The organism is Oxalobacteraceae sp. CFBP 8761, from assembly GCA_014841595.1.
In the GTDB taxonomy this organism is placed as follows: domain Bacteria; phylum Pseudomonadota; class Gammaproteobacteria; order Burkholderiales; family Burkholderiaceae_D; genus Telluria.
Window position 1 is genome coordinate 74,815 of the sequence record JACYUE010000001.1, and the last position, 13,241, is coordinate 88,055.

Here is a 13,241-nt window from a genome sequence, read left to right on the forward strand (position 1 = left end):
GCCGTGTGGCGGCATCGTGCGCAACATCAGATCTCTGCCGCCAGCTTGGCGGCCAGTCCGATGTAGTTCGCCGGCGTCATCGCCAGCATCAGGTCTTTTGCTTCCTGCGGCACGGCCAGCGTCCCGATGAATTCACGCAGCGCGTCGCGGGTGATGCCCTTGCCGCGCGTGAGTTCCTTGAGCTGCTCGTACGGGTTCTCGATGCCGTAGCGGCGCATCACGGTCTGCACCGGCTCGGCCAGCACTTCCCAGTTCGCGTCCAAGTCCTGCTCGAGGCGCGCCGCGTTCACTTCCAGCTTGTTCAGGCCGCGCAGGCAGCTGTCGTAGGCCAGCAGCGTGTAGCCGAAGCCCACGCCGATATTGCGCAGCACCGTCGAATCGGTCAGGTCGCGCTGCATGCGCGAGACCGGCAGCTTGTCGGCCATGTGGCGCAGCAGCGCGTTGGCCAGGCCCAGATTGCCCTCCGAGTTTTCGAAGTCGATCGGATTGACCTTGTGCGGCATGGTCGACGAACCGATTTCGCCGGCCTTCAGCTTTTGCTTGAAGTAGCCCAGCGAAACGTAGGTCCAGATGTCGCGGTTCAGGTCGAGCAGGATCGTGTTGGCGCGCGCGAACGCGTCGAACATCTCGGCCATGTAGTCGTGCGGTTCGATCTGGATCGTGTACGGGTTGAAGGTCAAACCCAGGCGCGTCTCGATGACGTCCTTCGAGAACGCCGGCCAGTCGAAACCCGGATAGGCCGACAGGTGCGCGTTGTAATTGCCGACCGCGCCGTTCATCTTGCCCAGGATTTCGACGTCGGCGATGCGCTTCATGGCGCGCTGCAGGCGGGCGACGACATTGGCCATCTCCTTGCCCAGCGTGGTCGGGCTGGCCGTCTGGCCGTGCGTGCGCGACAGCATCGGCAGCGCCGCATTGGTGTGCGCGATCTCGGTCAGCCTGGCGATGATCGCCTGCAGCGCCGGCAGCATCACGCCATCGCGCGCCGCTTTGAGCATCATGCCGTGCGACGTGTTGTTGATGTCTTCCGAGGTGCAGGCGAAGTGGATGAACTCACTGGCCGCGACCAGTTCCGGCACGTCCTTGACCTGCTCCTTGAGCCAGTACTCGACCGCCTTGACGTCATGGTTGGTGACCGCTTCGATTTCCTTGATGCGGGCCGCGTCCTTCTCGCCGAAGTTGGCCGCCATGCCGTCGAGGTGGGCGATCGCTTCGCTCGAGAATGGCTTGATCTCGGCGAAGCCGGCCTGCGACAGCGCCTGCAGCCACGCGATTTCCACCTTCACGCGGTGGTGCATGAAACCCGTTTCCGACAGGATGGGACGCAGCTTGTCGGTTTTGGTGGCGTAACGGCCATCGAGCGGGGACAGGGCCGACAGGGTCGGCGACAGAGCAGTAGAGGTCATGGCGGGCGTGTCGGTCAAAAACGCGGATTTTACCACTGGCCGGCCATCCACCTCTTGCTGATGCTGCGATGTTGCAGCGCACCGCAGCGGCGGTGGTGCAGGTTTTGCGGCTGGGCCCGATGCTATACTGAAGGTCGATTTCCACTTGCGTACATCCATGAAACTCATCGGTTCCATTGCCAGCCCATACGTGCGCAAGGTGCGTGTCGTGCTGGCCGAGAAAAAGCTCGACTGCGCCTTCATCCTCGAAGACGTCTGGTCGGCCAACACCACCATCGCGCAGACCAACCCGCTGGGCAAGGTGCCATGCCTGCTGATGGATGACGGCAGCGCCCTGTACGATTCGCGCGTGATCGCCGAATACCTCGACACGCTCACGCCGGTGTGCAAGCTGCTGCCGCCAAACGGGCGCGAACGGGCCGAGGTCAAGGTCTGGGAAGCGCTGGCCGACGGCGTGCTCGATGCGGCCGTGCTGGTGCGCCTTGAAAAAACGCTGCGGCCCGAAGCGCAGCAAAGTCCCGAGTGGATCGCCCGCCAGATGGGCAAAGTAAATGCCGGCCTGCGCGTGATGTCCGAGCGCCTGGGCGAGGGCGCCTTCTGCCGCAGCAACCAGTACACGCTGGCCGACGTCGCCGTGGGCTGCGCGCTGGGCTGGCTCGCCTTCCGCTTCCCCGAGATCGACTGGCGCGGCGACTACCCGAACCTGGCGCGCCTGTTCGACAAACTGGCCGAGCGCCAGTCGTTCAAGGACACCGTGCCTGTCGTCGCCGCATGATGGACAACAACCTGTCCACGACAGTCATCTTCGGCGAAGCGCTCGTCGACGATTTCAACAACGAGCAGATCGTCGGCGGTGCGCCGTTCAATGTGGCGCGCCACCTGTCCGCCTTCATGGCGCCATGCCTGGCGATCACGCGCATTGGCGACGACCGCAGCGGCCAGCTGGTACGTGCCGAATTTGAACGCTTCGCGATGAGCGACGCCGGGCTGCAGGTCGATCCGATCGAAGAGACCGGCCGCGTGCTGGTCGAGCGCGGCCCGCGCGGCCACCGCTTCACGATCCTGCCGCACCAGGCCTACGACTTCATCGACGCCGCCACTGCCGGCGCCGCGCTGGCGGGCGTACAGCCGGCCATGGTCTATTTCGGCATGCTGGCCCAGCGCAATGCGCAGTCGCGCGCCGCGTTGACGGCGGTGCTGGCGGCCAGCAGCGCGCCACGCTTTCTCGACCTGAACCTGCGCGATGGCCAGTACGACGAGCGCGGCGTGGCCTGCTCGCTGGACGCGGCCAACATCGTCAAGGTCAATGAAGAAGAATTGCAGGCGCTGTTCGGCTGGTATTGCCAGATCCAACCCGATGCCCCGGCGCTGTCCGCCGACGAAGTGCGTGCGTCATGCCAGGCCTTGCTGACGATGTTTTCGCTCGACGCGCTGATCGTGACGCTGGGCCACCGCGGTTCGGTGTACTTCGGCAGCGATGGCAGCGCGCTCAAGAACCACGACACGCCGGCGCCGCCATTCGTCATCGACACCGTGGGGGCGGGCGACGCCTTCTCGGCCATTTTCCTGCTCGGTAGGGCGCGCGGCTGGCCGCTGGACGTCACGCTCGCGCGCGCGAACGAATTCGCCGGTGCGATCTGCGCGATACCGGGTGCGGTGCCAAGGGATATGGGGTTCTACGACAAGTGGATGACGCGCTGGCGCTGATGGTGGGCGCTGGCGGCTGAGACGCCGGACTCCCGCGGGGAATCCGGCTGGTGGCTTATTCGCCGATCTGGGTTTGCAGGTAGTTCTGGATACCGATCTTGACGATCAGGTCCAGCTGCGTTTCGAGCCACTCGATGTGCTCTTCGGTGTCTTCGAGGATCATCAACAGCAGATCGCGCGACACGTAATCGGCCGCCGCTTCGCAGGCGCCGATGCCTTCCTTGACCGTCACGTGCGCGGCACGTTCGAGTTTCAGGTCGCATTCGAGCGTTTCCTGCGTCGACTCACCGATCATCAGCTTGTGCAGCGCCTGCAGGTTTGGCAGCGCGTCGAGCATCAGGATGCGTTCGATCAGCTTGTCGGCGTGCTTCATTTCGCCAATCGACTCGTCGTATTCCTTCTTCGCCAGCTTGTCCAGGCCCCAGTGGCGATACATGCGCGCGTGCAGGAAGTACTGGTTGATCGCGGTCAGCTCGTTGGTCAGCTGTGCGTTCAGCAGACGGATGACGTTTGGATCGCCTTTCATGGGGTGCCCTCGGTAATGATTTGAATGACCTCCATGATAGCAAACAGCACGCCATTAAAACGCTAGAAATTGCGCGAAAACAGGTAAAAAAGCGCATTAAATGACACTAAATGCGCTATTTCTGCGCGTAATAGCAACCGTTCTCAGTTCACTGTGCGAACGGTTCTCACTCCCCGGTCAGGCGGTCCCTACCGACGAAAAAAAAGCCCCGCATATTGCGAGGCCGGCAGCACTGGAATGCAGGAAGGATCAGGCAGCCTGCGGCAGGCGGCGCACTTCGGTGACGGTGGTCTTGCTGTCGATGTGCTCGTGCAGCACTTCGCGTGCATAGCTGACACAGGTGCCGCACATGGTGCCCACGCCCAGTTCCTTGCGGAGTTCGGCGATCGACGAGATGCCCAGTTCGGCAGCCTGGCGGATTTCACGGTCGGAGATGTTATTGCAGACACAGACGATCATTGGAGCAACCCTTTTGAAACAACCATTGCAGTTTAGTCTATAAAATGCGAATCATTCTCATTTGCGTTGCTATTTTCTGTAAACTCGACCGTGAACGCAAGCGAAATTTTCGGTTCAACTGTACTTTTTTTGGACTTGACCGTCTGTCAATGACAAGCTGCAAATAGAAATAATTCCTATTTAGGTTTATGATACTGGGATCGTTCCAGTCGCTGTCTCATACGCGCAACAATTTTTCGGAAGCCGCCATGACCCACGCCGCATTGCCAACCCTCGACTCGCTCAAGACGGGCCAGAGCGCCACCGTTGTCCATCTTGCGCGCGGTGCGCAGGAGGGCGGCATCGATGTCCAGCGCCGCCTGATGGAGCTGGGCTTCGTGCCGGGCGAGCGCATTCGTGTGCTCAAGCGCGTGATGGGCGGTCCGCTGGCGGTCAAGGTCGGTGAATCCACCTTTGCGCTGCGCCGTTTCGAAGCCGCCCTCGTCTCGATCCAGGCGGACTAGTCGCATGGGAGTCATGGAATCGCAAGTCGCGTCACGCACGCCGCTGGTCGCACTGCTGGGTAACCCCAACTGCGGCAAGACCGCACTCTTCAACCGCCTGACTGGCGCGCGCCAGAAGGTCGCCAACTATGCCGGCGTCACGATCGAACGCAAGGAGGGCAGCTTCACGTCGCCCGCCGGACGCGCGTTTCGCGTGCTCGACCTGCCGGGCGCCTACAGCCTGAATGCGCAGACGCCCGACGAAGGCATCACGCGCGACGTGGTCGCAGGCCTGCGCGCCGGTGAAGTCCCGCCCGACGCCATCCTGTGCGTCGTCAACGCCACCAACCTGCGCCTGAACCTGCGCCTTGTGCTCGAGCTGCGCCGTCTCGGCCTGCCGATGGTGCTGGCGCTGAACATGGTCGACGTCGCGAAAAAGCGCGGCATCGAAATCGATACCGCCAAACTCTCGCAAGAACTGGGCATGCCGGTCGTCGAGACCGTCGCCATCCAGTCCGGCGGCGAAAAAGCCTTGCTGGCCCAGCTCGACGCGATGCCGTTCGGCGTACCGGTAACGCCCAAGCCGCTGTCGGCCATCGACGAAGTCTCGGTCGAAGACACCCAGCGCGAAGTGCGCCGCATCCTGGCCGCTGCCGTCTCGACGGCGAAGGACACCGGCAACCTGAGCGAAAAGATCGACGGCGTCGTGCTGCACCCGGTTGCCGGTCCGATCATCCTGGCACTCTTGATGTTCGTGATTTTCCAGGCCGTGTTCAGCTGGGGCGACGCACCGATCGAACTGATCGAGGCGGGCATGGGCGCCTTTGGTGAAATGGTCGGCTCGTGGATCGGCGAAGGCATGCTGCATAGCCTCATCGTGGACGGCATCATCGCCGGCGTGGGCAGCGTGCTCGTGTTCCTGCCGCAGATTCTGATCCTGTTCTTCTTCATCCTGCTGCTGGAAGACGTCGGCTACCTGCCGCGCGCGGCGTTCCTGCTCGACCGCATCATGGGCAGCGTGGGCCTGTCGGGCCGCTCGTTCCTGCCGCTGCTGTCGTCGTTTGCCTGTGCCATTCCAGGCGTGATGGCCGCGCGCACGATCCAGAATCCGCGCGACCGCCTGGTGACGATCATGATCGCGCCATTGATGACGTGCTCGGCGCGCCTGCCGGTGTATGCGCTCCTGATCGCCGCGTTCATTCCCGACCGCGTCGTGGGCGGCTTCATGAACCTGCAGGGCATCGTGCTGTTCGTGCTGTACCTGGCCGGCATCCTGTCGGCGATGGCCGTGGCCTGGTTCATGAAGCGCCGCAACGGCTACAAGCAGCACGCGCTGATGCTCGAACTGCCAGCCTATCACTGGCCGCATCCGCGCGGCCTGGCCTCGGGCCTGCTCGAACGCGCCAAGATCTTCCTGATGCGCGTCGGTACCCTGATCCTGGCCATGATGATCCTGCTCTGGCTGTTCTCCAGCTTCCCGGGCGCACCGGAAGGCGCGACCAACCCGCCGATCTACTACAGCGTGGCGGGCATGATCGGCCGCGCACTCGAAGTCGTGCTGGCCCCGATCGGCTTCAACTGGCAGATCGCCATCGCGCTGGTGCCGGGCATGGCCGCGCGTGAAGTGGCGGTCGGCGCGCTGGGCACCGTGTACGCGCTGTCGGGCGGCGATGAAGTGGGCAACACGCTGGCGCCGCTGATCGCCCAGTCGTGGTCGCTGGCCACCGGCCTGTCGCTGCTGGCCTGGTATGTCTATGCGCCGCACTGCCTGCCAACGCTGGCCACCGTGGCGCGCGAAACGGGCAGCCGCAAATATGCCTGGATCATGGCCGGCTACATGTTCGCGCTGGCCTACGTGGCGGCGTTCATCGTCTACCGCGTCACGCTGGCCTTCACCGGAGCATAACCATGCAAGAACTGACCGTCATCGTCATCGTTGCCATCGCCGCGCTGTACCTGGGCGCGAAGTACCTGCCGGCCCCGCTGCGCGCACGCGTGGTGCTGGCGCTGACGAAGGGTGGCCGCCAGTCGGCGCTGGCGCGCTGGCTGGACACCAGCAGCGGCGGCGCCTGCGGTGGCGGCAGCTGCGGCAGCTGCGCGCCGAAAGCCGCGGCGCCGGCGCCACAGGGCGCGGGCAAGCACCGCGTCATCAAGCTGCACCAGCGCTAGCGCTAGCGGGCTGCAGGTGCGTGGCCAACGGTGCTAAGCTGGCCGTCATCTCCACTTTCCCGTCCACGCCATGATTGTCGTCCACCACCTGAACAATTCGCGCTCGCAGCGCATCCTCTGGCTGCTCGAAGAACTCGGACTCGAGTACGAGATCAAGCGCTACGAGCGCGATCCCAAGACGATGCTGGCCCCGCCCGAACTGAAGGCCGTGCACCCGCTGGGCAAATCGCCTGTGATCACCGATGGCGACCTCGTGGTGGCCGAATCGGGCGCCATCGTCGAATACCTCACGGCGCGCGCCTCCGATACGGACGCCCCGCGCCTGGTGCCGGCCGCCCGCACGCCGGCGCGCCTGCGCTACACGCACTTTTTGCACTTCGCCGAAGGCTCGATGATGTCGCCGCTGCTGCTCAAGCTCGTGTTCGACAAGATCGAAAGCACGCCGATGCCGTTCTTTGCCAAGCCGATCGCGCGTGGCATCGCGCAAAAGGTCAAGGGCAGCTTCGTGCTGCCGCAGATCGCGCAGCAACTGTCTTATCTTGAAGCCGAACTGGGCAAGCACCCGTGGTTCGCCGGCGAAGAATTCAGCGCCGCCGACATCCAGCTGAGCTTCCCGCTGGAAGCGGCTGCCTCGCGCGGCGGGCTCGACGCCAAGTACCCGAACCTGACCGATTTCCTGGCCCGTATCCATGCGCGGCCGGCGTATCGCCGCGCGCTCGAGCGCGGTGGCGAGTACGCGTACGCGAAGTAGGGCCAGCCCCCACCACGGTCGCGCATCTTCCCGCGACCGTGCAACCGGTTTATGATGGGCGCCTTCCACGTCTCTTCATGACCACATCACATGTCTAACCCGGGAAAGCTGCTCGCGATCGACGGCCTGAACATCGTGCGCCGCGTCTACGAAGCCAGCCCCGAGCCCGATTCCGACCTGAAGGCCAGCATCGCGCTGCGCCATGCGTTCTCGTCGTTTCGCCACGTGCTCGAGGCGCATGCGCCGACCCACGTGCTGGCCGCTTTTGATTATGGCGGCCCGACCTGGCGCCATGCGCTGTATCCGCGCTACCGCGAGGGCAGGGCGGCGATGCCGTCCGAACTGCGCGCAGCGCTGCCCGAATTTCACGACCGCCTGCGCGCGGCTGGCCTGCATGTGCTGATGGTGCCCGAGGTCGAAGCCGACGATGTGATCGCCACCGGCGTGATGCGCTGGCTGTCCGAAGGCCGCGGCACGGCGGTCGTGGCCACCACCGACAAGGATCTGCATCCACTGATCGCGCACGGCGCGCTGGTGTGGGACCATTTCAAGAACGAGTGGCACGACGACGCCTGGGTCCGCGCACGCTTTGGCGTGGCGCCCGAGCAATTGCACGACCTGCTGGCGCTGATGGGCGACCCGACCGATGGCGTGCCGGGCGTGTCGAAAGTCGGCATGAAAACGGCGGCGCGCCTGCTGGGTGCGTATGGCAATCTCGAGGCCGTGATGGCCGGCGCCGGCATCCTCAAGACGCCACTCGGCGAGAGATTGCGCGCCGAGCGTGAGATACTGGAGATGTCACGCTGCCTGGTGTCGCTGAAACTGGACGTGCGCCTGGGCGTGACATGGAAGACACTGGCGTACGAAAGCTGATTTCTTCAGCGCACTGACAAGGAATGTAAAGCTATGCTCAAGGCGGTCATCGTGGATGCAAACGCCGTCTCGCGCTCGACGCTCGGCACCGTGCTGGCCGACGGCAGCTACAACGTGGTCGGCGCCACGCACACCAGCGCGCTGGGGTTGGCGCTGGCAGTCAAGCACCACCCGCACGTGATCTGCATCGCGCGCGAACAGGTCGAGGATGGCAGCGACGTGGTCGAGCAGTTGCGCGCGACGCTGCCCAAGACGCTCGTGTTTCTGGTGTCGGGCACGCTCGACGCCGCCGCAGTCCAGAGCGCGCTGGGACGGGGCGTGCATGGCTTCATCGTCAAGCCGTTCAAGGCCGACACCGTGCTCAAGACGATCCGCAATACCGTCATCGCCTTCGTCAAGCAGCAGCAGGCGCCGGGCAAGCCGGGCTGAAACAGGCTATGCGCGGCGCTGCACTTCGTCCGACGCGAGCACGGCCAGTTCGCGCAGCGCGCGCATCTCGCGCTCGCGCAGGCGGCGTGGCTCGGTATCGAGCACGCATAGCGAGCCCAGCGCGAGACCGTCGGCGGTGCGTACCGGGTAGCCGGCATAAAAACGGATGAACGGTGCGCCGGTGACCATCGGGTTGTCGGCAAAGCGCGGGTCGGCACTGGCATCCTCGACCACGAAGGGCTCATCCTGCATCAGCGCGTGGCTGCAGAAGGCCAGTGAACGCGTGGTCTCGCGGTTTTCCACCCCGACGCGCGACTTGCACCACTGGCGCTCCGCTGACAACAAGGTGATCAGCGCCATCGGGCAGGCCGTGGCGTGGCCGGCGAGCCACGTCAGGCGATCGAAGGCGGCGTCATCTTCCGAATTCATCAGGCCGCTTTGCGCGAGTGCCGCCAGCCGCTGCGCCTCATTGGCCGGGACCGGGTAGTCCGGCGCCGCCGCCGGCAAGAACTCGGTCGCCAGTTCAGCACCACCCGGCTGCCCGACTGCCTTGACCTCATCCTTTGACGCCACGCGCTCGCGCACCAGGCGCATGACGGCGCTGTAGCGCACACGGCGATGCCCGCCCGGTGTCTTCCAGGCCGGCAGATCACCGCTCTCCATCCATACCTGGGCCGTACTGACAGCAACACCAAGCAACTGCGCTGCTTCGCGGGTAGTCAGTATCGGATCGTTAAATTCATGTGTTTTCATGAGATCGTTCGTGTGATTTGCTGCTTTTATTTTACACGAAGCAACTAAAAATGACGAATACAACGATTCGCTTGAAAATAATGATTGACCTTAAGTTTTTTATTAGCAACAATAGATTCTGTCCGTCATATCCGTCATATTTACGCGCATCGGCGCGTCGTCTTTTCATGAATCCTCCGCTCTTTCAACCGCACTGTGCGTCGCCCCAGTACGAGACTGCCCGTCTCGATGCCTTGCGTCGCCTGGAACTGCTCGATACGCCGCCAAGCGAAGCATTCGATCGCATCACGCGCATGGCGGCGCAGCTGTTCGGGTTGCCGATTGCAGCGGTGTCGCTGACCGACGCCAACCGTCAATGGTTCAAGTCAAAGGTTGGCATTACCCACGACACGATCCCGCGGATGAAAGCGCCATGCGCCATGGTGGCCGATGAGCGCGAAGTGCTGATCGTGCCGGATCTGCTGGAGGATCCATATTTCCGCGACAGCCCGCTGGCGGACGGCGGGATCCGCTTCTATGCCGGCGCGCCGCTCACGACCAGCGAAGGCTTTTGCCTGGGCGCGATGTGCGTGCTCGGTACCGAACCACGCCAGGTCAGCATGGCCGAGCGCCAGGCGCTGACGGACCTGGCAACCATGGTGATGGCGCAGATCGAACTGCAGCATGCGTTCGGCCGCGTCGATCCGGTCAGCGGCCTGCCGAACCGGAACCAGTTCATCATCGACTTCAACGACCTCGAACTGTATGAGCCGAATGGCGAAGTGCGCACTGCAGCCCTGATCAGTCTGGCCAGTCCGCAGGAGCTGAGCGACGCCCAGCGCGTCATGGGTTCGAGCTATCTCGACGACATGGTGCGTGAAACGGTGCCGCAGCTGCGCCTGGGCGGCGCCGGCAAGATCTACCATGTGGGCAGCACGCAGTTTGCGTTCTTCGCGCCGCGCGGCCTGTCGATCGAGCCATTCTGCGAGCAGATGCAGTCGTGGCTCGACGCGCGCGCCAGTTATGGCCAGGCGCGCCTGATCACGACGACGACGGTGGGCATCGCGCCGTTCACGGTCGGCCAGACCGAGGGCCTGGACCTGCTGCGCAATATGCACAGCGCCGCGCACGATGCGCTGGCGGCCGAACGCTGCGTGCGCGTGTTCTCGTCACAGCACGACGCGATCCTGCAGCGCCGCTTCTGGCTGGTGACCGAATTCGGCGCCGCGCTCGCGAGCGACGACGAACTGCATCTGGTGTTCCAGCCCAAGGTCAGCCTTCTCGACGGCGCCTGCGTCGGCGTCGAAGCGCTGCTGCGCTGGAACCATCCGACCGCCGGCGCGATCTCGCCCGGTGAATTCATGCCGGTGATCGAGACGACGTCACTGGCGCGCGCCACCACCGAGTGGGTGCTGCGCGCGGCGCTGCGCCAGATGGTCGCGTGGCGCCTGGATGGCCTGGCGTTGCAGGTGGCGGTGAATGTCTCGGCCGTGAATCTGGAAGAGCCGGATTTCTGCGATCGCGTGCTGATGGAGTTGCAGCACCATGGCCTGGCGCCGTCGTGCCTGGTGATCGAGCTGACCGAGAGCGCGCTGATGCGCAATCCAAAGGTCGCGCAGGCCACGCTCGAGCGCCTCGGGCGCGCCGGCGTGCAACTGGCGATCGACGACTTCGGCACCGGCTACAGCAGCCTGTCGTACCTGCAAAGCCTGCCGGCGAACGTGGTCAAGATCGACCAGAGCTTCATGCGCAACCTGGTCCAGGACGAACGTTGCCGCGCGCTGGTGGGCACGATGATCAAGCTGTCGCACGACCTCGGTCACAAGGTCGTGGCCGAAGGCGTCGAAACGGTGGAAGTGGAAGATTTCCTGCGCCTGGCCGGCTGCGACGAGATCCAGGGCTATCTGCACGCGCGGCCGCTGGCGCCCGCCGTGCTGGTGGAATGGCTGGCGGCGCGCCAGCCTTGATGTGTCGTCAGGCGGCGCTTGAGCGCACGTCGATGATGCCGCCGCCCAGGCACACGTCGCCGTCGTACAGCACGGCCGACTGGCCCGGCGTGACTGCCCATTGGGCTTCATCGAAGTCGAGCGCGAAGCGCGCGTCGCCATCGGCCAGCACGCGGCAGGCCATATCGGCCTGGCGGTAGCGGGTCTTGGCCGACAGCGTGCCGGCCGCCGGGGCGTGGCCGGCGATCCAGCTGGCCTGGCCGGCTTCCAGACGATCCGACAGCAGCCAGGGATGGTCGTGGCCCTGCACGATGTAGAGCGTGTTGGCCTCGGTGTCCTTGCGCGCCACGAACCATGGCTCGCTGATGCCGTCAGCGGTCTTGCGTGACTTCAGGCCCCCGATACCGATCCCCTTGCGCTGGCCCAGCGTGTAGAACGACAGGCCGACGTGCTCGCCCACCTGCGTGCCGTCGTCGAGCCGGATCGGGCCCGGCTTGTAGGCCAGGTAGCGGTTCAGAAAGTCGCGGAACGGCCGCTCGCCGATGAAGCAGATGCCCGTCGAATCCTTCTTGGCCGCGTTGGGCAGCTGGAGTTTTTCGGCGATCTTGCGCACCTCGGTTTTCGGGATCTCGCCCAGCGGGAACAGCGATTTGGACAACTGCGCCTGGCTCAGGCGATGCAGAAAATAACTCTGGTCCTTGGTGGCGTCGAAGGCCTTGAGCAGCTCGAAGCTGCCGCTGGCCGTGTTCTCGCGCACGCGCGCGTAGTGGCCGGTGGCGATCAGGTCGGCGCCCAGCTTCATCGCATGGTCGAGAAAGGCCTTGAACTTGATTTCGGCGTTGCACAGCACGTCCGGGTTCGGGGTGCGGCCGGCCTGGTATTCGCGCAGGAACTCGGCGAACACGCGGTCCTTGTATTCGGCGGCGAAGTTGACCGCCTCGATGTCCACACCGACCACGTCGGCCACGCTGGCCGCGTCGATCCAGTCCTGGCGCGTCGAGCAGTATTCGGAATCGTCGTCGTCTTCCCAGTTTTTCATGAACAGGCCGACCACGTCGTAGCCTTGTTCCTTGAGCATCCAGGCCGCGACCGAGGAGTCGACTCCGCCCGACATCCCGATCACGACTTTTTTCTTGCGCATGTTACGTCCGTAGTGAATTCTTCAGATCCCGCCTTCGAACACCGAAGGGTGGGTGTGCAGCAGGGAGAGCGGTGTGCTCTGGCCGGCCAGGTAGTCGTCCACGCAGCGCAGCACGATCGGGCTGCGGTGGCGGTCGACGGTGGCGGCGATTTCGTCGCGCGTCATCCACATGGTGCGCAGGATGCCCTCGTCGAGCGGCTGGTCGAACTGGCGCCCGACGCTGCCGGCAAAGGTAAAGCGCAGGTAGGTAACGTCGGCATTGCGCGACTTCGAGTGGTAGCGCGACATGTACATGCCCACCAGCGAGTGCGGGATGAACTCGTGCGCCGTTTCTTCGAGCGCTTCGCGCACCACCGCCTGTTCCAGCGATTCGTGCGGGTCGAGATGGCCGGCGGGCTGGTTCAGCTTGATACCTTCGCTCGTCTCTTCTTCGATCAGCAGGAACCGGCCCTCGTGCTCGATGATCGCTGCCACGGTAACCGATGGTTTGAAGATATCGCTCATGCCTGTCCTTGAAAATGAGCCGGTATTCTACCTTGACAAGGCCTGTGTTTGCTCAGCTGCCCCCTCCGTTCGACGTTGGCATGTGGTTAATCGGGCTTGATCTGTCGCAAAAACAA

The 13,241-nt window shown here is 64.1% G+C and carries 15 protein-coding genes; 9 read left to right on the forward strand and 6 right to left on the reverse strand.

Annotated features, from left to right (window positions below; genetic code table 11):
• Positions 1 to 26: 26 nt before the first annotated feature.
• Entirely contained in the window at positions 27 to 1,406 is a 1,380-nt protein-coding gene (gene purB, locus IFU00_00290) for an adenylosuccinate lyase (GenBank protein MBD8540713.1), read from the reverse strand.
• A gap of 157 nt (positions 1,407 to 1,563) precedes the next feature.
• Here purB and IFU00_00295 point away from each other — a divergent pair, with 157 nt between their 5' ends.
• Both IFU00_00295 and IFU00_00300 read left to right on the forward strand, forming a co-directional pair.
• Entirely contained in the window at positions 1,564 to 2,181 is a 618-nt protein-coding gene (locus IFU00_00295; GenBank protein ID MBD8540714.1) for a glutathione S-transferase N-terminal domain-containing protein, read from the forward strand.
• Positions 2,181 to 3,113 (forward strand): fructokinase, encoded by a 933-nt coding sequence (locus tag IFU00_00300; GenBank protein MBD8540715.1) that lies wholly within the window; start codon positions 2,181 to 2,183, stop codon positions 3,111 to 3,113. The genes IFU00_00295 and IFU00_00300 overlap by 1 nt, the downstream gene beginning before the upstream one ends.
• A gap of 55 nt (positions 3,114 to 3,168) precedes the next feature.
• On the opposite strand, the gene bfr is transcribed toward IFU00_00300, so the two are convergent.
• Both bfr and IFU00_00310 read right to left on the reverse strand, forming a co-directional pair.
• A complete protein-coding gene (bfr, locus tag IFU00_00305) occupies positions 3,169 to 3,639 on the reverse strand; it encodes a bacterioferritin (protein ID MBD8540716.1) in 471 nt (156 codons plus the stop codon).
• 249 nt (positions 3,640 to 3,888) lie between these two features.
• Positions 3,889 to 4,098 (reverse strand): (2Fe-2S)-binding protein, encoded by a 210-nt coding sequence (locus IFU00_00310; protein MBD8540717.1) that lies wholly within the window; start codon positions 4,096 to 4,098, stop codon positions 3,889 to 3,891.
• Between the two features lie 248 nt (positions 4,099 to 4,346).
• Here IFU00_00310 and IFU00_00315 point away from each other — a divergent pair, with 248 nt between their 5' ends.
• The 6 genes from IFU00_00315 (at position 4,347) to IFU00_00340 (ending at position 8,802) form a co-directional block, all read left to right on the forward strand.
• Entirely contained in the window at positions 4,347 to 4,601 is a 255-nt protein-coding gene (locus IFU00_00315) for a ferrous iron transport protein A (GenBank protein ID MBD8540718.1), read from the forward strand.
• Positions 4,602 to 4,605: 4 nt separating this feature from the next.
• Positions 4,606 to 6,486: a ferrous iron transporter B gene (locus tag IFU00_00320; GenBank protein ID MBD8540719.1), complete on the forward strand. Its 1,881-nt coding sequence runs from the start codon at positions 4,606 to 4,608 to the stop codon at positions 6,484 to 6,486.
• A 2-nt stretch (positions 6,487 to 6,488) separates the two neighbouring features.
• Complete coding sequence (locus IFU00_00325) at positions 6,489 to 6,749, forward strand: hypothetical protein (protein MBD8540720.1); 261 nt, start codon at positions 6,489 to 6,491, stop codon at positions 6,747 to 6,749.
• A gap of 70 nt (positions 6,750 to 6,819) precedes the next feature.
• Entirely contained in the window at positions 6,820 to 7,500 is a 681-nt protein-coding gene (locus IFU00_00330) for a glutathione S-transferase (protein MBD8540721.1), read from the forward strand.
• A 90-nt stretch (positions 7,501 to 7,590) separates the two neighbouring features.
• Positions 7,591 to 8,373, forward strand: coding sequence for a 5'-3' exonuclease (locus IFU00_00335; GenBank protein MBD8540722.1), 783 nt, complete (start codon positions 7,591 to 7,593; stop codon positions 8,371 to 8,373).
• A gap of 33 nt (positions 8,374 to 8,406) precedes the next feature.
• A complete protein-coding gene (locus tag IFU00_00340) occupies positions 8,407 to 8,802 on the forward strand; it encodes a response regulator (protein MBD8540723.1) in 396 nt (131 codons plus the stop codon).
• Between the two features lie 6 nt (positions 8,803 to 8,808).
• Here the strand turns inward: IFU00_00340 and IFU00_00345 are convergent, their stop codons facing one another.
• Positions 8,809 to 9,555, reverse strand: coding sequence for a helix-turn-helix domain-containing protein (locus tag IFU00_00345; GenBank protein ID MBD8540724.1), 747 nt, complete (start codon positions 9,553 to 9,555; stop codon positions 8,809 to 8,811).
• A gap of 167 nt (positions 9,556 to 9,722) precedes the next feature.
• Between IFU00_00345 and IFU00_00350 the strand changes: the two genes are divergently transcribed.
• Positions 9,723 to 11,501, forward strand: coding sequence for an EAL domain-containing protein (locus IFU00_00350; protein ID MBD8540725.1), 1,779 nt, complete (start codon positions 9,723 to 9,725; stop codon positions 11,499 to 11,501).
• A gap of 7 nt (positions 11,502 to 11,508) precedes the next feature.
• Here IFU00_00350 and mnmA read toward each other — a convergent pair whose 3' ends face one another.
• On the reverse strand, positions 11,509 to 12,621 hold the full coding sequence (gene mnmA, locus IFU00_00355; protein ID MBD8540726.1) for a tRNA 2-thiouridine(34) synthase MnmA: 1,113 nt from the start codon (positions 12,619 to 12,621) through the stop codon (positions 11,509 to 11,511).
• Between the two features lie 21 nt (positions 12,622 to 12,642).
• Entirely contained in the window at positions 12,643 to 13,125 is a 483-nt protein-coding gene (locus IFU00_00360) for an NUDIX hydrolase (protein ID MBD8540727.1), read from the reverse strand.
• Positions 13,126 to 13,241 lie beyond the last annotated feature (116 nt).